This is a genomic window from Hymenobacter segetis (assembly GCF_038448715.1).
In the GTDB taxonomy this organism is placed as follows: domain Bacteria; phylum Bacteroidota; class Bacteroidia; order Cytophagales; family Hymenobacteraceae; genus Hymenobacter; species Hymenobacter segetis.
This window is the reverse complement of the sequence record NZ_JBCEVZ010000024.1, coordinates 1-23,516: the sequence shown is the minus strand read 5'-3', so window position 1 is coordinate 23,516 and position 23,516 is coordinate 1. Positions and strand designations below refer to the sequence as shown.

Here is a 23,516-nt window from a genome sequence, read left to right as displayed (position 1 = left end):
CACTAGAAGTTATTCGCAACAAAAAAGCCCTGTGCATGCACAGGGCTTTTTTGTTGAATCAAATGGTCGGTTACTTAATCCGCTTTAGTGCCACTTCGCGCACCGGCGCAATTACCAGCGGCACCTTTTCCACCTTCACGGAAGAAGTGTCGAGGCCAAAATATTGGTCCTCAGAGGCGATGAATTGGCGGATGTAGAAGTAGGCCTGCATCACCAGTTTCTCCACGGTCGGGAAGTCATTCTCGATGCTGAGGAATTTTTCCAGCACTACGAAGCGGAAATCGCCGGTGACGTGCTGCTTGCTCAAGGACTCGTAGCGCGAGGTGATGTCCACTTCCTTGTTACGCACCAGGTCCTCAATCACCTTGCGGAAGTAGAGGTTGATGCGCTGCTGCACCCGGAATCCGAGCCGGAAATTGATGCGGAACACGTCGTCCTTAGCCACTTCGGTCACTTTGTACTCCATCGTATAAGGCTCGTCGGTGGTATCGACGTGGATGAACCAGTAGATATCCGCCCGCTTGGGGCGCTTCTGGAAAATGGAATAGATGATTTTCTGCTCGATTTCGGTGCTGCGCTCGGCCGAAGTCAGGAATACGAGGTGAGTCGAGTATTTCGGGATGGAATCATCGTCGCTGAGCTGCTTGAGAGCATCCACATAAGGCTCCAATCGCACGAATTCCGTGAGGCGACGCTTGATGTAGAAAGCCTTGAGCCACACGTACATCACGGCCATGAGCGTGCCGCCGATGGCCAGCGAAACCCAGCCGCCGTGCGGAAACTTAATCATGTTGGCAATCAGGAACGAGCCTTCGATAATGCCATACACCACCGCGAACAGAATGATGAGCGGCAGGGCCACCTTCTTCATCCTCAGCCACATAGTGAGCAGGATGGTGGTCATCAGCATGGTCAGGGTGATGGCGAGGCCGTAGGCGGCTTCCATGTTTTCCGACTTTTTGAAGTACCAAACCACCCCGATGCAGCCCAGCAGTAGCAGGCGGTTCATGCTGGGCACGAAGAGCTGGCCCTTCACGTCGGTGGGGTAGTTGAGCTTCACTTTGGGCCACATATTCAAGCGGATAGCCTCGGCCACGAGCGTAAACGAGCCTGTGATAAGGGCCTGCGAGGCAATGATGGCCGCGATGGTGGCGATGCCAATCCCGATGAGCAGAAACCATGAAGGCATCAGCTCATAGAACGGGTTGCGGCCGCCGAGCTTCTCGTCCAGGTGGCCCAGCAACCACGCGCCCTGGCCCAAATAGTTGAGTAGCAGTGTAGTCTTGACAAAAGTCCAGCTGATGCGAATGTTGCCCTTGCCGCAGTGGCCCAAGTCCGAATACAGGGCTTCGGCCCCGGTAGTGCAGAGAAAAACTGAGCCCAGCAGCCAGAAACCACTGGGGTAGTGCACCAGCAAATCGTAGGCGTAGTAGGGGTTGAAGGCCTTGAGGATGATGGGGTTCTGGATAATCCAGCTCATGCCCAGCACGCCCAGCATGGTGAACCACAGGAACATTATCGGCCCAAAGGCCTTGCCTACAATCTGGGTACCAAAGCTTTGCAGTAAGAATAGGCCGGCGATGATGCCAATAACGATGAACACAATAATGTCCTGCGTCAGGGCCGGATACACGGCTTTCAATCCTTCTATCGCCGATGACACCGAGATGGGCGGCGTAATCACGCCATCGGCCAGCAGGGCCGAGCCGCCGATAATGGCCACGGCGGAGAGCCAGGCCCCGCGCCGCCGCACCAGGGCGTAGAGCGAAAAAATGCCACCTTCGCCGTTGTTGTCCGCGTTCAGCGTGAGCAACACGTACTTGACGGTGGTTTGCAGGGTGAGCGTCCAAATCACGCAGGAAATGCCGCCGAGCACCAGATGGGCATCAATCATGTCCGGCACCTTGGCCCCTTTCAGGATGGACGACATCACGTAGAGCGGCGAAGTGCCAATGTCGCCGTAAATGATGCCCAGGGCAATCAGCAGCCCCGCCCCAGAAATGGCGGTGTGCGAATGTTTCGTATCGGAACTCATAGTAGGGTAAGGGTCGGGTATCGGGGGCTACAATTGGTTTACGGGGCGCGAAGGTAGCAGATGCGCTCCGGCCAGCAGCCTTACGGCAGTACGCCGGTAGTCGGCTAAATCAGACACCAGTATTGTAAGCTGTCGGGTCATAAGGACTTGCCGGACCAGCGAAGCCTGCGGCGGCGTCTGCCGCTTGCTGGGCGGCCAAGCGCATGGCTTCGTCATGGGCGGCCAGCTCGGCGGCGGCCCGGCGGGCATCGTAGTCATGCAAGCGGAAGATGCGGCGGTTCAGCTCGGCGCTGAGGCGCTGCCAGGGCGCGGTTTCGCCGGGCAGGGCGAAGTTCACTACCTCGCGGCCCAGGCGGTGCAGGCGCAGGCGGTTGGTGCCGCGGTGCCCGTAGGCCAGCAGCAGCGCTGTGGTTACCATGCCCAACATGGCCGGGCCGGTGCGCAGCTGGTTTTGCAGAAAGGCAATCATCACAAAGGCCAAGCCCAGGCCGCCCAGCAGATACCACAGTATCCACTTTACGGGCGTGATGTCGGCCCGTTCCAACTCACGCAGCGAGAATTGCCGGCCTCGCACCGTTACGCTGTTATCCGTGAGAATTACGCGGCCGTCGGCGGACCGCTCCTCGGGCAGGGGCGGCAGTTCCGGCAGTGGCTCGGGGGGCGGGGCGGGCTGGTAGTAGGGCGCGGCTGGCGCGGGCACAGCTTCCGCGCCGGGTGTAGGCAGCAAAGAGGCCCCGGAAGGTTGTTCCGGGGCCACGTTGGGCTGGTCAGCGGGGGGCTGAGCTTCAAAGGGATTCATGGTCTTGGAAACAGCCGGAATGGTGCTGGTGGGGCGGCTCCAGGCGGGGGCCGCCGTGCGGGTAGCGGCGGGGGAGGCCCCCGCCGCTACGCTCGCTCAGTTGTTCACTTTCAGCAGCTCCACGTCGAAAATCAACGCGGTGTCGCCGGGGATGTCGCGGCCTGCGCCGCGCTTGCCGTAGGCCAGGTCGGAGGGGATGTAGAGGCGGTACTTCGAGCCTTCGTTCATTAGCTGCAGGGCCTCTGTCCAGCCGGCAATTACGCCGTTGACGGGGAAGGTGGCGGGCTGGCCGCGCTGGTAGCTGCTGTCGAACACGGTGCCGTTAATCAGGGTGCCGTGGTAGTGCGTGGTTACCGACGATTTCAGGGTGGGCTTGGCGCCGGTGCCCTGCGTGATTACCTCGTACTGCAGGCCGCTGGGCAGGGTGGTGACGCCGGGCTTTTTGGCGTTTTCGGCGAGGAAGGCTTCGCCTTCAGCTTTGTTGTTCTTCATGGATTCGGGGTCTTGGGAATTATCGTCTTCGTCGGCACCGCCCATTTGCTCCTGCAATTGCTGCATGGCGGCCTGCATCTGCTCCTGGGTGAGGCGGCTGGGGAGGCCCTGGAGGCCTTCTTTCAGCGCGCCGGCCAAGGTATCAACGTCCAATTCGAGGCCCTGCTGGGCAAAATTGCGGGCCAAGTCGCGGCCAATGATGTAGCTCACCTGAGCTTGGTGGGAATCGAGGTTCATAAAACCAGGAGGGGGATTGGTGAAGCTGCCGCGGCTGCGGCCACGAGGGCCACCACCGGCAGCCGGTGAAAAAAGTGTTGAACGGGTTACGCCGTTGCCGGGGCAAGGTTCCAAAAGCCGCGCCGAACCGCCCGGGCCCGCCGCATTGGCCGATGCGATAACAAAAAAGCCCGGCTAATGGGCCGGGCTTTTTCAGTAATAACACTGATAGAATGCTGCGTAACGATAAAATAAGGCTTAGCAGTAGTGGTGCTGGTCGTCGTCGCCGTGGAAGAAGAACGTCAGGTCCAGGTCGGCCAGTTTGGCAGCCAGGTAGGTCACGCCGCCCAGAAGCAGCAGCGAAGAAAACGAGAAAGCAGTGGTTTTTTTCATATCAATAAGGCATAAGGCTAGTGTCGAATGCTGGTGCAAAGATACGACAGTCGAAGTTAAATGTTATGCATGCAGCATAAAATAATGATTTAATAATGGACTAATCCACGCTGGCGGGGTTTACAAACCGAAGTCCGGCACTTCCACTACCGCGCCCGGAGCTAGGTCACCAAGCCAGATATCGCCCACCCGCACCCGAAACAGCCGCAGCGTGGGGAAGCCCACGGCCGCCGTCATCTTCCGAATCTGGCGAAATTTGCCTTCGGTGAGGGTAATGCTGACCCAGGAAGTGGGGCCGTGCCGGTCGTCGCGGATTTTGCGGGTGCGCGGGGCGAAGCTGGGAGCAGGGTCGAGGCGGCGGGCGGCGCAGGGGCTGGTGAGAAATTTCTCGCCGTGGATGCCGATTTCGACTCCGGCCTGCATCTGGTTTAAAGCATCTTCGGTCATTTGCCCGTCGACCTGTGCATAGTATTCCTTTTCGACCTTTTTGCTGCGTACGTACTCGCTCATCTGGCCGTCGGTGGTGAGCAGGAGCAGGCCTTCGCTGTCTTCGTCGAGGCGGCCGATGGCCATGATGCCTTCGGGGAAATCGTGGAACTCGCCCAGCTTTTTCTTCTTGGCTTCGCCCACAAACTGGCTGAGGTAGCCGTAGGGCTTGTGAATGAGAAAGTGGCGATGGGACATGATTTGGGAAGTAGCGCGGACTCTGCGAGTCTGCGCGTGGGCGGCGGATTGTGTTGGCAGGCGCGGACTCGCAGAGTCCGCGCTACGGGGTAGTTATTTTATTTCCTCCACTTCCACGCGCCGGTTGCGGGCGTCGGGCGAGGGGTGGAGCGGGTGCGAGTCGCCGTAGCCAATGGTGCTGAGGCGCTCGGGCGCAATGCCGGCTTTTACCAGGTAATCTTTCACGGCATCGGCGCGCTGCTCGGAGAGGAGCTGGTTTTTGTCGGGCTCGCCGATTTTATCGGTGTAGCCGGCAATGCGCAGCCGCAAGGTAGGGCGGGCCTTGAGCTCGGTGGCCAGCTGGTCGAGGGCCGGGGCGGCGGTGGGCATCAGCTCGGGCGTTCCCAGCCGGAAAAGCACGGTGGGCAGCACCACTGGAGCTGGCGCGGCGGGCAGAATAGGCGCAGGCACGGCCGGAGCTTTGGCGACTGAGTCGGCGGGCGGCGTGGGTGGTGGCGGGGGCGTGGGTGCCGGGGTCGGTTTGGCCCCGCTTACCTGAATGGTGATGGGCACTACCGGGCTTTGCTCCGTTGGGTAATAGGCCTGCTTGAGGTAGAAGGTGGTGGTTTTGCTGAGCTTGGTGCGGTAGGTGTTGCCGGCGGCCAGGGGCTGCTGTAGCTCGGCATCGGCGAACCAGAGCACGTTGCGGCCCGATACGCGGATGGTGCTTTCGGTGCCGGCCGGAACGGTGGCCGGCGATTTCAGCTTGACGCGGTAGAAGGTGAACGTGCCCACGCTGCAGTCGCCCACGGGGCGGTAGGTGGCGTGGCCGGTGAGCTTCTCTAGGGCGGGGTCGTAGGTGAAAGTGATGGAGCCGTCGCACCAGTAGCTGGTGGGGGTGCGGCCGGTTTCGTTCAGCTTGCTCTCGTGTTCGAGGCGCAGGCCGGTGGCGGTGCGGCCGCCCTGCATCTGGAAGGTGACCGAAATACCGGGGTTGCCGCCCACTTCCTGGTAGAGCACGCCGAATATATCGGTGCCCTTGCTTTTCTGGAGGCGCAGCACGGCGGGCCAGTAGGCATTGGGCTTGCTGGTTTCAGATTCGACTCCCTGCCATATGCCCGTCAGGGATTGGGCGTGCACCGGGGCGGCCAGCAGTAGCGCCCCCAGGCCATACCAAAAGCGGCGTTTCATGTCGTCAGAAATAAATAGACCAGGAATTTTGTCGGACGAGTTATGGACACCGGTCATACAAAAAGGCTGCCGGAACACATTCTGGCAGCCTTTTAGCAGGGATAATGACAATGTTGCTTACTGTCGGAGGCGGCCTGCTGCCCGGTCTTTATTTTCCGGGCTACTTCCACCATCGGCGCTATCTAGCTAGGTACGCCATGTCTTCCGCGCTCAGCTTGATGTCGGCCGCCTTGATGTTTTCCTCGAAATGCGCCAGCGACGACGTACCGGGAATGGGCAGAATCCAGGGCGACTTGTGCAGCAGCCAGGCAATGTTGAGCTGGGCCTCGGTGGCGTTGTGCTTGCGGGCTATTTCGGCCAGCTTGTTGCCGGCGTTGGGCAGGCCGTGCACCAGCGAGAAGAAGGGGATGAGCGGAATGCCGTGCTGCTCGCACAGGGCCAGCACTTCTTCGCCGCCCCGGGTTTCGCCGTACGGCGCGCTCAGGGAAGTGCGCTGGGCGTAGCCGTACATATTCTCTACGGTGGCAATTTCGCCCAGCTTCAGGCCGGCTTCCAGCTCCTCGCGGTTCACGTTGCTCAGGCCCACGTGCAGGATTTTTCCTTCCTGCTGCATCTCAAACATGGCCCCGAGCTGCTCATCGAGCGGCACCGCGCCGTGGCCCATCAGCCGCAGGTGTACCAGCTGAATCTGCTCGCGCTTCAGGGTGCGCAGGTTGTTGTCGATGGCAGTGCGCAGATTTTCGGGGGTGTTAAAAGCCACCCAGCTTTTGTCGGGCTTGCGGGTGGCCCCCACTTTGGTGCAGATAATCAGGTCGGCCGGGTAGGGGTGCAGGGCCTCGGCGATGAGGCGGTTGGTAATGTCCTCGCCGTAGTAGTCCGCGGTGTCAAGGAAGTTTACGCCCGAGTCAACGGCTTTTTTCAGAATGGCCAGCGCCTGGGGCCGGTCGGCGGGCTCGCCCCATATTTCGGGGCCGGTGAGGCGCATGGTGCCGTAGCCGAGGCGGTTGACGGTAAGCGGCTGGGCGGAGTTTTGGGCAATGGTGATGGTGGGCATGAGCAGTGTTAAGGGGTTAGGTAGTTAGAAGACGGTTGGCGGGCCGGGATGTTTGAAATATAAAACGGACCATTAGCGGGAATTGGGCTTCATGCTGAGCGAAGTCGAAGCATCTCTACCGCAGTAGTAAATGAATTGCTCGCGCAGTAGAGATGCTTCGACTCCGCTCAGCATGACGGGCTAACCAGCGCAATTTCTGCGTAATTCGCGCTCTATGGCTTTCACTTCCTCGCCCTGGCGGCGGCCCCTGCAACGGTTCTACTGGCATTCGGTGCTGGCGCTCACGCTGTTTTTTGTGCTGGGCACGCTGCTGCTGGTGCTGCTGGTGCGCGGCACACTTTCGGGGCTCGATGTGCGGCTGGCGCTGGAAGTGGGCGGGCCGGTGGGGCTGCTGGTGGCCGCGCTCGAAGTGTACGTGTACCCGCAGCTGTTTGCGCGGGTGCGGCTGGTGGCGCGGCTGGGCCTGGGCATGCTGTTCTACCTGGCCGGTTTCTGGCTGATGCTCTTTCTCATCCGCCGCATCTTCGGCAATGCCGTCGACAACACCCTGCTGGCCGCGCTTGATGCCGAGGGGTTCCAAAGCTGGCGCGCCCTGGCCATCCGGCCCGAGGGCAAGGCTTTCGTGCGCTTGCTCACGGGCTATGGCATCCTCAGCTTATTCACCTCATTGCTCTATCAGCTTAGTAATAAGATAGGCCGCCCCGCACTGTTGCGGCTGTTTCTGGGGCGCTACCACCACCCGGTGGCCGAGCAGCGCATCTTCCTGTTTGTCGATGTGAAGGGCTCCACGGCGCTAGCCGAAGAGTTGGGCAACGAGCGGTACAGCCACCTCATCCGCGACTTTTTCTTCGACATGGGCGCGCCCATCGTGGCCCACCGGGGCGAAATTTACCAGTACGTGGGCGATGAAATCGTGGTGACCTGGGAGTGGCGGCCCGGCATTGAGCAGGCCCGGTGCGTGCGCTGCTTCTTTGCCATGCAGGAAGCCATCAATCGCCGCCGCGACTACTACCTGCGCACCTACGGGGCCGTGCCCGCCTTCAAAGCCGGCCTGCACGGCGGCCCGGTGATGGCCACCCAGGTAGGCGCGGTGAAAACCGAGCTGGTTTTTCACGGTGATGTGCTCAATACCACCGCCCGCATCGAGGCCCAGTGCAACGCCCTGCAGAGCCGCCTACTGCTCTCGGCCTCGCTCTACGAGGCGCTTCCGCACCCGCCCGAATTTAAGTTTGAGGCCCTGGGCGCATTTCCGCTGCGAGGCAAGGCCGGCACCGTGGCATTGTATTCGGCCGAAATCCAATGAACGGGCGGTAGTCAATTGCCTGTTATTTTCGCCTTTGCACAACCAATGCCGCTTACCCGAAAAGGCTTTTATGGCTACTTATTTCGATGATTTCGCCGAGCCCGAAGCGGTGTCGCCGCCCCAGGGCAGCATGCCTGAAGCCGCTACCGAGAAAGCCCGCCGGCCCAGCCTCACCGGCGCGGTAGCTACCACCGCCACCAAGCTGCTGCCCCTGGTGGCGCTGCTCGATTCCATCCAGCCCTCAGTGAGCAAAGAGTCGGTTTTCCGCATCCGGCGCAAGAAAATCAAGCAGCACTTCACCGCCGTCTACGCCGAGCTGCACGCCGAGTGCCCCCGCCGCGAAGCCTTGGTACACGCCTTCCAGGCCTTGGCCGAGCTGGTGCAGGAAGAAACCCGCGACATCAGCAAAGACGAGCTGAAGCAGGCCGCCAAGGAAGTGGTGCTGGCCACGCTCCAGAATGCGCCGGCACTTATAAACATCGCGCACCAGGCCCGGTTGCTGACGTAGGGGCGGGGCCTGCCCCCGCCCGTCGTTGAACGGAATACATTGCAACGATGCGAAAGGGCGGGCGGGGACAGGCCCCGCCCCTACATCGTTCATGCCCGCCGCACGTCATATGGCACCGCCATCCCCAGCAGGGCCTGCACAATAGCTTCATCCGCAGCCGCGCCGCTCACCGAAATTTCCGCCACCAGCCCGCGCTGCTTGTCGTCGCGCACGGTAATGGAATCCACCGTCAGCTCCGGCACCACTGCCAGGTGGCGGTGATACACCCGGCTGATTTCCTGCTTAGCAAGCGCCGGCTTGAAGATTTTGCCGATGGCCGTGAGCGGCAATTCGGCCGCCGTGTAAACCTGCTTAGGCCAGGCGGCGCGCTCGGGAATGTTGGCTTCGGCGAAGGCGCGTAGCTCACCCTCGGTGGCTTCCTGGCCGGGGGCGAGGGTGACGTAGGCCACGGGCAGCTCGCCGGCGTGGGCGTCGGGGCTGCCGATGGCGGCGGCCAGGGCCACGGCGGGGTGGGCCATCAGGGCATCCTCGATGACTTTGGGGTCGATGTTGTGGCCGCCCCGGATGATGAGTTCCTTCTTGCGGCCCGTGATGTAGAAGCCGCCCTGCGCATCCATCCGGCCCAGGTCGCCGGTGTTGTAGTAGGGGCCCTGGCCGTCGCCGGTGTCCACCCAGATGCCCTTGTTGTGCTCGGGCTGCAGGTAGCCGTGGAAGATATTGCTGCCCCGTACCACCATTACGCCGCTTTCTTCGGCTTCGGCGAAGCGCTGGAATTCGCCGGTCAGCTCGTCCAGAATCACAATCCGCACGTCCTGATACGGCACGCGCAGGCCGATGCTGCCCGGCATGGGCGCGCCCGCCAGCGGCCCCACCACGCTGATGCAGCTGCCTTCGGTGAAGCCGTAGCCTTCCACCAGCCGCAGCTTGGTGCGTTCTTCAAACGCCCGCAGCAGCTCCACCGGCAGCGGGGCGGCCCCGCAGATGGCGTAGCGCAACGAGCTTAAGTCGTGCCCCTCGACCGGCAACGTGAGCAACTTGCTGAAAATGGTGGGCACGCCGCTGAACAGCGAGATGCGGTAGTGCGCCACCAGCTGCCAGAAATTATCGAGAATGCCCGGGCCCCGGTAGCCCGCCGGACTGCCCAGCACCACCGTGTGGCCCAGCAGCCACGGCACGCTGCCCGTCACCACCACGCCATTCACATGGAACAGCGGCAGCCCGCAAAAGAACACCAGCCGCTCGGGCGCGGCCTCGCCGCCCAGCAATTGCGAGGAGGCAAACGTGGTGCTCGTGATATTATAATGCGTGAGCGGCGCGATTTTGGGCGTGCCCGTGGTGCCGCCGGTGTGGAAGTAGCAGGCCACATCCGTGGGCGCAATGTGCCGGGCCGATACCAGCCGGTTGCCGCGCTGGCGGCGGCTGGCCTGCGCGAAATCCACCACCTGAATGCCCGGCAGGCTGGGCTTGGGCTGCACCAGTCGCATTGCGCTAACCAGCAGCCGCTGCGTCGGCGGCAGATAATCGAGCAAATCCACCGTCACCACCGTGCGCAGCGTGGGCACCAGCGGGGCCACGGCCGCCACCTTCTGCCAGATATCGGTTTTGGGGAAGGCGCGGAGCGTGACGAGCACCTTGGTGCCGGCCGCGTTCAGGATTTCGGCAATCTGGGCTGGCTCCAGCAGCGGGTTCAGCGGGTTCACGATGCCGGCGGCCTGACCGCCCCAGAGCGTGAAGTGGGTTTCGGGCAGGTTGGGCAGCAGGTACGATACCACGTCGGTGGGGCCCACGCCCAGCTCGTGCAGCATGTTGGCGGTCTGGTAGCAGCGCTGCACCAGCTGCGCGTAGGTGAAATCGACCGACTCGGTGGGCCGCTCGCCGCTGAATACGAAGCGCAGGGCCAGCGCGGCGGGGTTGCGGTCGCGGCCGCGTTCGAGCAGGGCCAGGGTGTGGGCGGGCACGGGCTGGGCGGCCAGCGGCGTTTGCTCAATGGTTAATATGTCGTCGAGGTTGCGGTAGCCCGGCATGTAAAAGAGGGGGAGAAGAGTTGGCAGAAGCCGTAGAAAATCGGTTTTTTATCAAAAGTAGGCAGGAAGCCGCCCGGCCACCCTGGGTACGTACCCAGGCGCTTGCTACGGCTGGGCCGGGTGGGCCTGCCCGGTTAAGAACCGCTCATTACCTTCGCCGGAATCATTGCCTTTTCATTTTTTTAACAACTACTCATTTTAATGACGCTCCGCTTCCTTTCCCTCTCCACCGTGGCCGCTTTGCTGGCCGCCGCGCCCGCTGCCCGGGCCCAAACCACCATCAGCCTGGGCCTGCGTGCCGGGGCCAACCTGGCCACCCGTGCCGGCGACGACCCCGCCTACCAGTTCAGCAATAATAACAGCGGCACGGCCACCATCGTATCGAACACGCAGCAGAGCTACAATCGCCAGGCCATCGTTGCCCCGCAGTTTGGCGCGGTACTGGACGTGCGCTTCGGCAACCTGGCCCTGCAGCCGGCCGTGCTGTTCTCTCAAAAAGGGGTGGAGCAAACGCTCGATGCCACCACCACGACCACCTACTCGTTTGGGGGCGCTCCCTTCTCCAAAAGCACCCTCACCGAGAAGCTGCACAGCACCAGCCGCGCCAACTACCTCGAAATCCCCGTAAACCTGGTGTACACCACCGGCGGCGACCACGGCTTCCAGGTCTTTGCCGGGCCCTACGTGGCGTTTGGCATGGGCGGGCGCACCGAGATTGAAAACCAGGGCAACTCCACCAGCAACAACGGCGGCAGCAGTAGCAGCACCAACAACTACTACAACTACGGCAACACGTTCTTCATCTACCGCGACACCTACCCCGGCGCTCCGGTCACGGGCACAGGCACCGGCAGCAACGCTAACACTTACCCCGCGCCCTACGACGCCAACAGCGGCCCCGTGGTGGCCCGCCGCTTCGATGCCGGCCTCAATGCCGGCATCGGCTACCGCTTCCGGGCTGTGCAGGTGCAGCTCGGCTACGGCCTGGGCCTCGTGAACCAGCAAACCGGCAAGGCCCCCGCCTTCAGCACCGAGCCCACGGCCTACCGCCAGCGCGTGGCCCAGCTCACGGCCACCTACTTCTTCAGCCCCGCCAAAGCCGCCAGCGCCCTCTAGCGCCGGCCGGGAGCACGCGCATAAAGCAAAAAAAGGGGATGGCCTGCGCGCAGGCCATCCCCTTTTTTATTGCTGCTTACCCCGCTCACGCCACCCCAACTGGCGCGAGTTTAGGCGCAGCCGTAACTCGTGACTGCCCTTGACGCGGAGGCTGCGCCTGCGCTGCCGCAACGCGGCAAGGCCATACCGCGCCGTCACGGGCTGCCGGGTCGTTCGGCTGCGAGGCGCAGCCTCGCCCGGATGGTAGGCACGAGTTACGGCTACGCCTAAACTCGCGCCAGTGTATGCGCCGTATTTCGGGAGCAGGAGATAAGGCCGGCCAGTAGCCTAATCAGGAGGGTGGTTCGCAGCATGTGTATCCGGGCCTGCATTAGTGGGCAGTTGAATGAAGGTAGGCACCGGGCCGCAAGTACCAGCGGGACTGGCTACTGCCTCAGGCGCTGCGTCACCTTGCCATGCGCGTTCAGCAAGTTCAGCCTGGCCAAACTATTTCCTTCTGCATTTTGGCGAGCTACACTTCTGTTTAGGCGCTTTAACACAATGGTTTTGATGAGCGGCAAAGGCAGGACTCACGTCAGCCGTGCGGAGTGCGACCCGCTATGCTTGAACCCGTTCGATTTTAAGCCTAGCGTAACGCCCTGCTTTTAGTCCGCAGTTAGGGAGTAAGAAGGAATGGGTAAAATAATATTATAAATATATTATTTACTATATTTGATTGTCTTCGCTGCGATATCTGGCAGCAGGTGGGTATTGACCATGCCCGCCGGCCTTTTTTGCCAGTTAGCATTGCCCCGATACATTCATCTTTTCACTTTTCGCACTCCAATGCCATGAAAAAGTTATTACTAGGTATCGTCGGATTGTTGGCCAGTCACCTGGCTTCGGCCCAGCTAGCACCCGCCGACGACAAGGCCATTCGTGCGGTCATCAGCCATTGGGACGCCAACCTGAACAATCACCACTTTCAGGAAATGACCACCTACACCACCAAGGATATCAGCTTCATCACCCCGATTGGCATGCATTGGAGTGGGCAGCAGCAGGTGATACAGGGCCATACGGGGCTTTTCAGCTCGATGTACAAAGGGGTGCCCTTCAAGCCCTCCAACATGACGGTGCGCTCCATTGCGCCGGATGTGGCGGTGGCGAATGAGGAAATGCTCATCGGCACTTCCTACCCCCCGGATGGCGTCGACCGGGGCACCAACAAGCAAGCGCCCTGGCGGGCCATCGAAACCATGGTGCTGGTGAAGAAAAGCGGCCAGTGGCTGGCGGCGGCCGGCCAGGTAACCCCAATTGACGAAAAGGCCATGAAACAGACCCATGCCGTTGCCAGCGCCAAAAAGTAAGCCTCCCGCTGGTCAGATTTGGCCAGCCAATCCCCAATGAAAACCGCCCCGGTAGCTGCTCTAGCTGCCGGGGCGGTTTTTGTTTGGCTCCCTGTGGTTATCTAAGCTCTTGCTATAATGAGTAGGGGCGGGCACTTGGGAAGCGCCCCAAGCCGCTGCCGAAGCGGGCCGCGTGCAGGTAATATAGCAAAACGGCACCCCAACGACTTCGCTTCCGACAGGGAAAGCAACAGGTAAAGCTCCTGACCTTTGCCGGTTTCGAGTAAAAATTTAGCTCAGCTTAATCACCACTTTGCCCTTGGCCCGTCCGGTTTCAAGGTATTCCAACGCCTTCTTGGTGGCCTCAAACGGGAACACCCGGTCCACCACCGGCCGAACGATGCCGGCATCCATGAGCGAACCAAGCTCGCGCAGCTGCGCGCCGCTTGGGTGCATTAGCAGGAAGGAATAACTGGCGTGATGCTTTTTCGCAAGCCGGCGGATGCGGAAGCTGAGCAGCCGTATCACCTGCTGCAAAAACCAGTTCATGCCTTGGTCTTTGGCAAACTGCGGGTCGGGCGGCCCGGCCACGGAAACGACTTTGCCGCCGGCTTTCAGCACCCGGAAAGACTTATCCAGCGCGTCCCCGCCCAGCGTGTCCAACACAAGGTCGTACCCCGCCAATACGTTTTCAAACGCCTCTTTTTTGTAGTCAATGACCAGGTCGGCCCCCAGCTTTTGCACCCAATCCACATTGGCCGTGCTCGTGGTAGTGGCCACAAAAGCCCCCCAGTGTTTCGCCAGTTGAATGGCCACCGTGCCCACGCCGCCCGAGCCGGCGTGAATGAATACCCGTTGCCCGGGTTGCAGCTGGCCTACGTCGCGCAGCGTTTGCCAGGCCGTGAGGGCCACCAGCGGCATGGCCGCGGCTTCTTCCATGGTGCTGCTGGTGGGTTTGGGGGCCACGGCCGCTTCGTTCACGGCCACATATTCGGCAAAAGCCCCCATTCGGTCCACGTCGACCCGGGCATATACCTCGTCGCCGGGCTTAAACTGCGTCACATTCGCCCCAACCCGCGCCACCACGCCGGCCGCGTCGTTGCCCAAAATGTGCGGAAAGCGCAGTGGCAGCACCTGTTTGAGTTGCCCGTCCCTGATTTTAAAATCCACCGGATTGACGCTGGCCGCTTTGACCTGAATCAACACATCATCCGCTCTTACCAGCGGCTCCGGCATCTCGGCGGCCTGTATCTCTTTGTTGCTGCCGTAACGCGTTAGTACAAATGCCTTCATGTTGCGAAGTGTTGAGGGAGTGCGCTCATCCAGCGGACGCGAGATGTAGCCCTCACAAGGTAGGATAAATGCCCCGCGTCCCCAAAGCCGCTGCCGAAGCGGGCCGCGTCGCTGCGCCGCGCCCGGCTGGGCGGCGAGGGGCCTTTACGCACCACACCCTGCCCTCCCGAGGTGGGGAAGGCAGGGTGTGGGGGATTTTCCGGAAGTTTTGCCTTGTGGCATTTGAAGTTAAGTCTCCATTTCTACTAAACCCTTGCCAATTAAGAGAAGGCAAGATTTATTATTGGTCATAAGTATTTCTACTTTAAGCTTCTTTCAAGCAGAGACAAGATTATACGTTCCTCTAAATTGCTTCTTCTTTCTGCGTTAGGATTGTTTTTCGCAAGATTGATAGATAGCATTGTGTCTTGAATTTTTATTAATTGACCAAAAAATAAATTAACTTGCTCTATACTTTTTTTGTACATGAAGAAATAGGCTGCTCCTATAAATTCTGAAATAACGCCAGCAATTGTTGTTAAATAAGTTACTTCTATTTTTATTACTTCAAAATACTTAAGCCAAATACCGCCTAATATTGTTATCAACCCAATTACTATCGCGAATATGCTGAACATGAAACTGCTTCTGGCTTGCCCCTTATTGATAGCATAATATTCGTTTAGCTGATTTAAGCTTAATTGGATGGTGTTGAAAATATCTAAGTCGTTTTTGTCTTCTATTTTTTGGGTTATTTCCTCCCTTTCCTGGTGTATCTTATCTAACTCGATTTCAGTTACTCCTTTTCTGGAAGAAATTAAGTAAGATATAAATGAGAAAGCTGTGATTATAGGTATTATAAAAAAGAAAATTGAGGTAAAATTAACATAATAGCTGAGCTGTTCTTTGGTTCCATATAAGGTTAGATATATTAATAAAGTTATGCCCGAAACTATGGCCAATAAATTAATGAACAATGTTGCATTTCGTATTTTTTTATTGAAAAATATAACTTGGCCTAATTTTTCAAACACGATGCTGGTGAGAGTTGATGACATATGATGACTTGTTTGTAATGAAAAAGCCAGTATGATTCCGTTTTTGAACCATACTGGCTTGTTAAGAATCTTATGCAAACTACATATTCCGCCGGTACTGCCCGCCGACCTCAAACAGCGCGTTCGTAATCTGGCCGAGCGAGCAGTATTTCACCGTTTCCATCAGCTCGGCGAAGAGGTTGCCGTTGGCCACGGCCACTTGCTGGAGCTGCTTGAGGCGCGCCGGGGCCTGGTCGGCGTTGCGCTGGTGCAGCAGCTGGAGCATGTCGATTTGGTACTGCTTTTCCTCCTCCGTGGCCCGGATAACTTCGGCCGGCACCACCGTGGGCGAGCCCTTCGACGAGAGGAAGGTATTCACCCCGATGATGGGGTACTCGCCGGTGTGCTTCAGCATCTCGTAGTGCATGCTTTCCTCCTGGATTTTGCCGCGCTGGTACATGGTTTCCATGGCCCCGAGCACGCCGCCGCGCTCCGTGATGCGGTCGAATTCGAGCAGCACCGCCTCTTCCACCAGGTCGGTCAGCTCCTCGATGATGAAGGAGCCTTGCAGCGGGTTCTCGTTCTTGGCCAGCCCCAGCTCGCGGTTGATGATGAGCTGAATGGCCATGGCCCGGCGCACCGATTCCTCGGTGGGCGTGGTGATGGCCTCGTCATAGGCATTCGTGTGCAGCGAGTTGCAGTTGTCGTAAATGGCATACAGCGCCTGCAACGTGGTGCGGATGTCGTTGAAGTCGATTTCCTGGGCATGCAGGCTGCGGCCCGAAGTCTGGATGTGGTACTTCAGCATCTGGCTGCGGGCGTCGGCACCGTACTTCAGCTTCATGGCCTTGGCCCAGATGCGGCGCGCCACCCGCCCAATCACGGCGTATTCGGGGTCGATGCCGTTGGAGAAGAAGAAGCTCAGGTTGGGCGCGAAGTCGTTCACGCTCATGCCCCGGCTCACGTAATATTCCACGAATGTGAAGCCGTTGCTCAGCGTGAGGGCCAGCTGCGTAATCGGGTTGGCGCCCGCCTCAGCAATGTGGTAGCCCGAAATGGACACGGAGTAGAAATTCCGCACCTTCTCGGTGATGAAATACTCCTGCACGTCGCCCATCAGGCGCAGGGCAAACTCGGTGCTGAAAATGCAGGTGTTCTGCGCCTGGTCTTCCTTCAGGATGTCGGCCTGCACGGTGCCGCGCACCTGCGTCAGCGTCTTGGCCTTGATGGCGGCGTACACGTCGGCCGGCAGTACGTCTTCGCCCGTCACACCGAGCAGCAGCAGGCCCAGACCGTCGTTACCGGCCGGCAGCTCGCCCTGGTAGCGGGGACGGGGCTGGCCCTTGGCCGCGAAAATCTGGTCGACTTTGGCATCGACTTCCTCCGTCAGCCCGTGCTCCTTAATATATAGCTCACACTGCTGGTCGATGGCCGCATTCATGAAAAACGCCGCCAGCGTAGCCGCCGGGCCATTAATGGTCATCGAAACCGACGTGCTGGGGTTGGCCAGATTAAAGCCCGAATACAGTTTCTTGGCATCATCGAGGCAGGCGATGCTTACGCCCGCGTTGCCGATTTTGCCGTAGATGTCGGGCCGCAAATCCGGGTCCTCGCCGTACAGCGTCACCGAGTCAAAGGCCGTGCTCAGGCGCTTGGCGGGCAGGCCCATGCTCACGTAGTGAAAACGTCTGTTTGTTCGCTCCGGCCCGCCTTCACCGGCAAACATCCGCGTCGGGTCTTCGCCCTCGCGCTTGAAGGGGAACACGCCGGCCGTGTAGGGGAATTCGCCGGGGAAATTCTCCTGCATGGCCCAGCGCAGCCGGTCGCCCCAGCCCGTGTAGCGCGGCACCGCCACCTTCGGAATCATATTCCCCGAGAGCGACTTGGTGTGCGTCTGCACCCGGATTTCCTTGCCCCGCACCGAGTACACGTACTCCGGGTTGCGGTAGTTCTGCAGCGTGTTTTCCCAGTTTTCGAGAATGGCCTGGCTGTCGGCATCGAGCCGGCGGAGCTGCGTTTGCTTGTTCTTTTCGAACTCGCCCACCATGCTGTCGCTGCTCTTTTTCTCGTCGCGGTAGTGCTGTTCCAGCTTCGCAAACGCCCCGGCCACTTCCGCGATGTTGGCCTGCTCACGCACGCGCTGGTCGTAGGCGCGGTTCGTCTCCGCAATCTCGGAGAGGTAGCGCGTGCGGTGCGGCGGGATGATGTAAATCTTCTCCGAGTCCTCGGCGCTGGTTTCCAGGTGCGAAGCAAATAGGGCCCCCGTCTTGGTTTCCAGCATCTTCAGTACCGCCCGGTACAGCCGGTTCATGCCCGGGTCGTTGAACTGGGAGGCGATGGTGCCGAACACCGGCATCTGGTCCGTGGGCGTGTCCCAGAGGCCGTGGTTGCGCTGGTACTGCTTGCGCACGTCGCGCAGCGCATCCAGCGCCCCGCGCTTATCAAACTTGTTCAGCGCTATAACGTCGGCGAAATCCAGCATGTCGATTTTCTCCAACTGGGTGGCCGCGCCGTACTCGGGCGTCATCACATACAGGCTGGCGTCGGAGTGCTCGATAATTTCGGTGTCGGATTGGCCGATGCCGGAGGTTTCGAGGATAATCAGGTCGTAGTTGGCGGCGCGCACCACGTCTACCGCGTCCTGCACATACTTGCTCAACGCCAGGTTGCTCTGGCGCGTGGCCAGGCTGCGCATGTACACCCGTGGCGAGTTGATGGCATTCATCCGAATGCGGTCGCCTAGCAGCGCCCCGCCGGTCTTACGCTTGCTGGGGTCGACGGAGATAATGGCAATGGTCTTATCCGGAAAATCCATCAAAAAGCGCCGCACCAGCTCATCCACCAAGCTGGATTTGCCCGCGCCGCCCGTGCCGGTAATGCCCAGAATAGGCGCGGGGCGACGGTTGCTCAGATTCTGGTTCTGCTCGTTTTCACTGGTCTGAAACGCAACTACCAGGTCACCCTTTACGCGCTCAAACTCCTCGGGGAAGTTCTCCGCCGCCGAAATCAGGCGGCCGATGCTGCGGGCGTCCTTCTCTTTCACGTGGCCCACTTCGCCGTTCAAATTCTCGCCGGTCGGAAAATCCGCCTGCTCCAGCAGGTTGTTAATCATCCCTTGCAGGCCCATAGCGCGGCCATCATCGGGCGAGTAGATGCGGGTGATTCCGTAGCCTTGCAACTCGGCAATCTCGGTAGGCAGAATCACGCCGCCGCCGCCGCCGAAGATTTTGATGTGGCCCGCGCCGCGCTCCTTCAGCAGGTCGTGCATGTACTTGAAGTACTCGTTGTGCCCGCCCTGGTAGCTGGTGATGGCAATGGCCTGGGCATCTTCCTGAATGGCGCAATCCACGATTTCCTGCACCGAGCGGTTGTGCCCGAGGTGAATCACCTCCGCGCCGCTGCTCTGGATGATGCGGCGCATGATGTTAATGGCCGCATCGTGCCCGTCGAACAAAGCGGCGGCGGTGACAATGCGAACGTGGTTTTTAGGCTTGTAGGGCGCGGTGGGAGCGGGGTGCATAGAAAAGTCGTTTTTGGGTGCGCGAAGGTACGAAAAACGCCCCGGCGGGGCGGCCGGGGCGGGGTTGGAAACGGGCTAGCAATATTCGGTTTGCAGATATTCCAGAAATTCAGACCACGTTCGGCCAACTACAATCGGAGTTTCTTCATCGTTGCCAATAAAAGGTGTTTGAATGAAATTGCCGGTTGTTTTCTCGATGGCAAAGGCCTCACCGCCGCCGTCAGAGCCAATTAGAAAATAGCCGGGACAGAACTCATCTGCTTTGTAGTCATTATTGAATTGTAGCAATTCATCGATTTCAATCAGGTAAGCTCCCCCAAATTCATACGTGCCTTCGGCATCAAGTAAATAGGCCAAATACTCCCGTGGAGGCGTAAAGCCAAGAGTATCTAAAAAGTCCTGCTGATACTGTGAGAGCATAAAGGGCTGAAGTGTTTTCAGTTGAGTTTTACTTATGAAAAACGCCCCGACAAAATAGCCAGGGCGTCTAAAATTAGCTTAAGCAGCGCCAGTTTCTATTGGTGCTCAATGGCCTTCATGCCGGCTTCGGCCACGGCGTGGTCGTCCTCCACGGTACTGCCCGATACGCCAATGGCCCCGATTACGTGGCCGTCGGCATCCTTAATGGGTAGTCCGCCGGGGAAGGTGATGAGGCCGCCGTTGGAATGCTCGATGCCGAAAAGCGAGCCGCCGGGCTGCGACAGGCCGCCGATTGCGCCGGTGGGCATATCGAAGTAGCGGGCCGTTTTGGCCTTCCGGATGGAGATGTCAAGCGAGCCCAGCCAGGCATCGTCCATGCGGATGAAGGCCGTGAGGTTGGCTCCGGCATCGACCACGGCAATGTTCATTTTTACGCCCATTTCGAGGCATTTCTGGTGGGCGGCCTGAATGGCGGCCTGGGCTTGTTGCAGGGTGATTCCCATAAAACTGGTGTGGATTGGGGTGAAAGATGGTGTTGAAGCCGATGCTTAGTTGGTTTTCTAAGCGGATTTCGACCCATTTGGTTGGCTCCGGCGCGGCAATTGCGATGATGGTAAATCAATTTGCGCGAATTGCCCGAGGGCTGCAAACGCACGAAATGCTGACCCAGGCCATTGAGGGCAGGTTATTTGGGTAGGAGCGAGGCATAAAAAAAGCCCCGGCTGGCCGGGGCTTTCGTGTTCGGTTTGAGTGAGATTAGCCGAAAGTCAGCGGCGGGCTCAGAGCCAGCCGCCACACCACGGCCACCATAATGGCTAGGCCCAGCAGGCCCCAGGCCACGCGCGTGGCTTGGGGGCGCTTCACGGTTTCGGAAAACACTTCGTTGAGGCAGCCCAGGGCCAGCGGGGTCACCAACAGGCCCATCATGGCCAGGTGCAGGCTTTCCTGCACGTTGAGGTAGGGCATTTTGGTGAGGGCAATGAAGACGCTGCCCGCCACCCAGGGCACTACGAGGGTGCTCACCACCATAAGCTGGCGGTTGTCGTAGCGCATCACCGTGTGCGAGTCATGGGCCTGCAGGAAGGCAATGGCCCCGAAATAGCCCAGGCCCAGCTGCACCAGCCCGGCCAGCAGCGCCAGTATCACGTTCAGCACATTGCCAAGGCCCAAGAGCCAGTCGGGCACGTACCAGAAGCCCGAATGCGTGAACGTATCGGCCAGCAAAGCCCCGAACACGGCGTTGCAGGAGTGAAAAGCCACCCACAGCAACAATAGCTTAAACTGCCCCCGTCGTGCCCGCTCGCCCCGCCAAAACCAGCGAAACGCCACCAGCCCCAGTATCAGGCACACCACCGGCCCGCTGCCATACACCGCGATGATGGCCGTGCGCCACCACTCGTTGTCGGCCAGGGTGTAGCGAATGGTACTGGGGTCCCAGATGCCGCGCAGCTGAAAGTGGTGCGACACGGCCAGCTTGGCCATCTGGTGCAGGCCCCACACCAGATAATAAGCCAGCACATACAGCGCCGTGCCGTTGGCGGCCACGATGTAGAACTTGCGGCGGTCGGTTTTAAAGGAAGAATAAGTAGCGGTTTCCGGTTGCATAGGCAGCTTAATTGAATCGGGCGAAATTGGGGAATCAGCAAAACTAAGCAGTTGGGCTGCAATTGCGCTGCCGCGCCACGCAGGCCCGGCGCACAGGGCAGGGCCCCGGCGGCTTGAATCCCGGCGTGGGGGTCGGGAAGGAATAATCAAAATCATGGAAATATATGATTGTTGTCACGGACTCGCGGCAGTGGGTGGGTGCAACTTGCAGTAATTGGTAAGCTACCGATTGAAACTGTTTACTGGCCTTTAAATAGCGCTGTTATGGTTACGCCCTCGCTTCTGTTTTCGCTGATGCTGGTGCTTGGCTTTCTGCTGATTAGCCTACGCCAAAGAGCTGCCGCCCCGCCTCAGTTTCCGGCTTACTAAGCCGCCCGGCGCGGCCTGCTTCGCCTCCTCCCGGGGCGGCGCACCGAGCGCGGCCTGCGCCCGGGTACTCCTTATTGTTTTCATCCCTTCGCCATGAAAAGCCAGCCCGCAACGCTTCACACGGATGAGCATTTGGCCGATGCCGACATCACGGCGGCCATCGAGCTGCTGTTTATGCTCAAGAAAGGCGTCACGTCGCACCTGGTGGATGTGGCCACGCACGAAGGCATTGTGGTCCTCAGCGGCTTCACCGACAACCTGCTGGCGCGGGAGCGGGCGGCCGAAGTGGCCAAAGCCGTGCGCGGCGTGCGCGGCGTGGTGAACGAGCTGGTCATCCGCACGCCCGATGTGCCCAATGCCGAGCTGCAGCGCCGGGTGACGCGGGCCCTGCAAAACGACCCCGCCGTGCGCCGCTACCAGGTGCGCAGCTACGCCAACGACGGCGAGGTTATCCTGGAAGGCACCGTGCAAACCTGGGCCGAGGAGCTGCTGGTGCTGCGGGCCCTGCGCGGCGTGCCCGGTGTGCGCCACGTGCACAACCGCCTGGTGGTGCACGGCGGCCCGGTAACCGCTGCCGATGAGGACATTGCCGCCCACATTCAGAATTGCCTGGCCTGGGACCTGCGCGTGAAAAGCCCGCTCGTGGACGTTGCCGCCGACCACGGCGCTGTGCGCCTGACCGGCACCGTGGGCACGGCGGCCGAGTATGACCACGTGCTGGCCACCGCCCACCGGGCCGGGGCCACCAGCGTCGATGCCACGCAGCTGCAAGTGGCCCCGTGGGCGCTGGATAAGATGCTGCGCCACCAGCGCTTTGCCCCGAAAGCCGACGCAGACGTGGCCCAGGCCGTGCGCGATGCCCTGCGCTACGACCCACGCTGCCAGCCCGATGCGCCCACCGTGCAGGTCGACCACGGCACCGTGACCCTGACCGGCACCGTGAGCAACCTGCGGGCCCGCCGCGCCGCCGGCCAGGATGCCCGCAACGTGCTGGGCGTGAAAGATGTGCACAACCAGCTCCAGGTGCACCCCGCCAAGCCGGTGGACGATGACGTGATTCAGCAGCAGGTGAAAGCGGCCCTGGCCGCCGATGCCTACCTGGCCGGCTACCACCTGCTGGTGAGCGTGGAGGACGGCCGCGTGCAGGTGGGCGGTTCCGTCGAATCGCACTTCGACCAGCAGCGTACGGCCGAGGTAGCCAGCGGCATCAACGGGGTAGTAGAGCTGGAAAACCACGTGCGCGTGGCCCCAACGCAGCCGCAGCCCGGCGATGACGACAACACAGCCGACCTCGAAGGCCCCGCCGCCGACCTGGCCCTGGAGCAGCGCATCCGGCTGCATTTCTACTGGTCGGCGCTGCTGCACGACCAGGAAATTGAGGTGCGTGTGGCCAACGGCCGCGCCACCCTCACCGGCACCGTGGATACGTGGCTGGAGCGGCAGCGTGCCGCCGCCGATGCCCGCGACTGCGGGGCCCGCGATGTGAACAATCATTTACGGCCGCTGCACTGAGAATAAGCGGCTCATTAGTAGTGTGTAATGCATATGATGATACGAATACAGCTTGCTGATAAACTTGTTAATCCACCTCATTCTGAATTATGACCCAGCCCACCCAAAAAACCGCTTTCCCAACCATTTCTCAGTCCCATCTCACTGCTGAATCACCTGCTTCCGGCCGCACCGCTTTCCCGTATCATCCGGCGCCGGAGCGCTACTGGGAGCCCCGCCTCCTGACTGAATTTGACTACCGCCTCGACGATACGCTGACCGAGGAGGCCGGCATGGCCCGCAATCCGGGCGTGCTGGGCGCTTACGCCGGTTCGTTTTGATGCGGAATAGCCGGTGGTGATGAAGCTGTTCAGGACGTCAGCCTTGTCGAATTCCTAAACTGCTTCACTATTTCATCTCACAATGAAAACTGCCCGGAAACTCTCCTTCATTGTCCTAACCAGCTTTTATCCCGAAGCACAGCGCGCCGTGCTTTATGCCGACGAGCTGGCCGGTGGCGTAGATGGCCGCCTGCTGCTGCTGCACGCCAACCGCATTTCCTTCTTCGATCCCTACATTTTCACCGGGGAAAGCTGGCGGCGGCAGGAGCTGGCCGATGAGCCCGGCATCAAGGCCATGCTGGCCCACCTGGCCGCGCACCTCCACACGCCGGCTACGGT

21 protein-coding genes are annotated in these 23,516 nt (G+C 60.2%); 7 read left to right on the top strand and 14 right to left on the bottom strand.

The window, feature by feature from the left end:
* Positions 1-70 precede the first annotated feature (70 nt).
* From AAFH49_RS11570 to AAFH49_RS11540, 7 genes are all read right to left on the bottom strand, one after another.
* Positions 71-2,035, bottom strand: a complete 1,965-nt coding sequence (locus tag AAFH49_RS11570; RefSeq protein ID WP_342298248.1) for a KUP/HAK/KT family potassium transporter — start codon at positions 2,033-2,035, stop codon at positions 71-73.
* Positions 2,036-2,144: 109 nt separating this feature from the next.
* The gene (locus AAFH49_RS11565; protein WP_342298247.1) at positions 2,145-2,834 is read right to left on the bottom strand and encodes a hypothetical protein; all 690 of its coding nucleotides are present in this window, start codon (positions 2,832-2,834) and stop codon (positions 2,145-2,147) included.
* A 96-nt stretch (positions 2,835-2,930) separates the two neighbouring features.
* Entirely contained in the window at positions 2,931-3,563 is a 633-nt protein-coding gene (gene bamJ / locus AAFH49_RS11560; RefSeq protein ID WP_342298246.1) for a BamJ family beta-barrel-assembly machinery protein, read from the bottom strand.
* 237 nt (positions 3,564-3,800) lie between these two features.
* Entirely contained in the window at positions 3,801-3,935 is a 135-nt protein-coding gene (locus AAFH49_RS11555) for a hypothetical protein (RefSeq protein ID WP_262905905.1), read from the bottom strand.
* A 120-nt stretch (positions 3,936-4,055) separates the two neighbouring features.
* Positions 4,056-4,619 (bottom strand): pseudouridine synthase, encoded by a 564-nt coding sequence (locus AAFH49_RS11550; RefSeq protein WP_342298244.1) that lies wholly within the window; start codon positions 4,617-4,619, stop codon positions 4,056-4,058.
* A 93-nt stretch (positions 4,620-4,712) separates the two neighbouring features.
* Positions 4,713-5,789 (bottom strand): OmpA family protein, encoded by a 1,077-nt coding sequence (locus tag AAFH49_RS11545; protein WP_342298243.1) that lies wholly within the window; start codon positions 5,787-5,789, stop codon positions 4,713-4,715.
* A 178-nt stretch (positions 5,790-5,967) separates the two neighbouring features.
* Entirely contained in the window at positions 5,968-6,843 is an 876-nt protein-coding gene (locus AAFH49_RS11540; protein WP_342298242.1) for an aldo/keto reductase, read from the bottom strand.
* Between the two features lie 214 nt (positions 6,844-7,057).
* On the opposite strand from AAFH49_RS11540, the gene AAFH49_RS11535 reads away from it, so the two are divergent.
* Positions 7,058-8,146: an adenylate/guanylate cyclase domain-containing protein gene (locus tag AAFH49_RS11535; protein WP_342298240.1), complete on the top strand. Its 1,089-nt coding sequence runs from the start codon at positions 7,058-7,060 to the stop codon at positions 8,144-8,146.
* Between the two features lie 70 nt (positions 8,147-8,216).
* Entirely contained in the window at positions 8,217-8,654 is a 438-nt protein-coding gene (locus AAFH49_RS11530; RefSeq protein WP_342298238.1) for a hypothetical protein, read from the top strand.
* 89 nt (positions 8,655-8,743) lie between these two features.
* Here the strand turns inward: AAFH49_RS11530 and AAFH49_RS11525 are convergent, their stop codons facing one another.
* Positions 8,744-10,678 carry an acyl-CoA synthetase gene (locus AAFH49_RS11525; RefSeq protein ID WP_342298236.1) on the bottom strand — a complete coding sequence of 645 codons (1,935 nt, stop codon included), beginning with the start codon at positions 10,676-10,678 and terminating at the stop codon, positions 8,744-8,746.
* A gap of 201 nt (positions 10,679-10,879) precedes the next feature.
* Here AAFH49_RS11525 and AAFH49_RS11520 point away from each other — a divergent pair, with 201 nt between their 5' ends.
* Positions 10,880-11,794 carry an outer membrane beta-barrel protein gene (locus AAFH49_RS11520; RefSeq protein WP_342298234.1) on the top strand — a complete coding sequence of 305 codons (915 nt, stop codon included), beginning with the start codon at positions 10,880-10,882 and terminating at the stop codon, positions 11,792-11,794.
* An 830-nt stretch (positions 11,795-12,624) separates the two neighbouring features.
* Positions 12,625-13,143 (top strand): SgcJ/EcaC family oxidoreductase, encoded by a 519-nt coding sequence (locus AAFH49_RS11515; RefSeq protein WP_342298233.1) that lies wholly within the window; start codon positions 12,625-12,627, stop codon positions 13,141-13,143.
* A 270-nt stretch (positions 13,144-13,413) separates the two neighbouring features.
* On the opposite strand, the gene AAFH49_RS11510 is transcribed toward AAFH49_RS11515, so the two are convergent.
* From AAFH49_RS11510 to AAFH49_RS11485, 6 genes are all read right to left on the bottom strand, one after another.
* Positions 13,414-14,415: an NADP-dependent oxidoreductase gene (locus tag AAFH49_RS11510; RefSeq protein WP_342298232.1), complete on the bottom strand. Its 1,002-nt coding sequence runs from the start codon at positions 14,413-14,415 to the stop codon at positions 13,414-13,416.
* Between the two features lie 299 nt (positions 14,416-14,714).
* Positions 14,715-15,428 carry a TRADD-N-associated membrane domain-containing protein gene (locus AAFH49_RS11505; RefSeq protein ID WP_342298230.1) on the bottom strand — a complete coding sequence of 238 codons (714 nt, stop codon included), beginning with the start codon at positions 15,426-15,428 and terminating at the stop codon, positions 14,715-14,717.
* A gap of 103 nt (positions 15,429-15,531) precedes the next feature.
* Positions 15,532-18,951, bottom strand: a complete 3,420-nt coding sequence (locus AAFH49_RS11500) for a methylmalonyl-CoA mutase family protein (RefSeq protein WP_342298229.1) — start codon at positions 18,949-18,951, stop codon at positions 15,532-15,534.
* A 75-nt stretch (positions 18,952-19,026) separates the two neighbouring features.
* Positions 19,027-19,371 (bottom strand): SMI1/KNR4 family protein, encoded by a 345-nt coding sequence (locus tag AAFH49_RS11495; protein WP_342298228.1) that lies wholly within the window; start codon positions 19,369-19,371, stop codon positions 19,027-19,029.
* Between the two features lie 95 nt (positions 19,372-19,466).
* Positions 19,467-19,874 carry a GlcG/HbpS family heme-binding protein gene (locus AAFH49_RS11490; protein ID WP_342298227.1) on the bottom strand — a complete coding sequence of 136 codons (408 nt, stop codon included), beginning with the start codon at positions 19,872-19,874 and terminating at the stop codon, positions 19,467-19,469.
* 253 nt (positions 19,875-20,127) lie between these two features.
* Positions 20,128-20,976: a hypothetical protein gene (locus tag AAFH49_RS11485; protein ID WP_342298226.1), complete on the bottom strand. Its 849-nt coding sequence runs from the start codon at positions 20,974-20,976 to the stop codon at positions 20,128-20,130.
* 462 nt (positions 20,977-21,438) lie between these two features.
* On the opposite strand from AAFH49_RS11485, the gene AAFH49_RS11480 reads away from it, so the two are divergent.
* The 3 genes from AAFH49_RS11480 to AAFH49_RS11470 all read left to right on the top strand — a co-directional run.
* Positions 21,439-22,857, top strand: a complete 1,419-nt coding sequence (locus AAFH49_RS11480; protein WP_342298225.1) for a BON domain-containing protein — start codon at positions 21,439-21,441, stop codon at positions 22,855-22,857.
* Between the two features lie 89 nt (positions 22,858-22,946).
* Positions 22,947-23,177 (top strand): hypothetical protein, encoded by a 231-nt coding sequence (locus tag AAFH49_RS11475; RefSeq protein ID WP_342298224.1) that lies wholly within the window; start codon positions 22,947-22,949, stop codon positions 23,175-23,177.
* 82 nt (positions 23,178-23,259) lie between these two features.
* Positions 23,260-23,516, top strand: a 257-nt coding sequence (locus tag AAFH49_RS11470) for a hypothetical protein (protein WP_342298223.1), incomplete at its 3' end; no start/stop codon positions are given.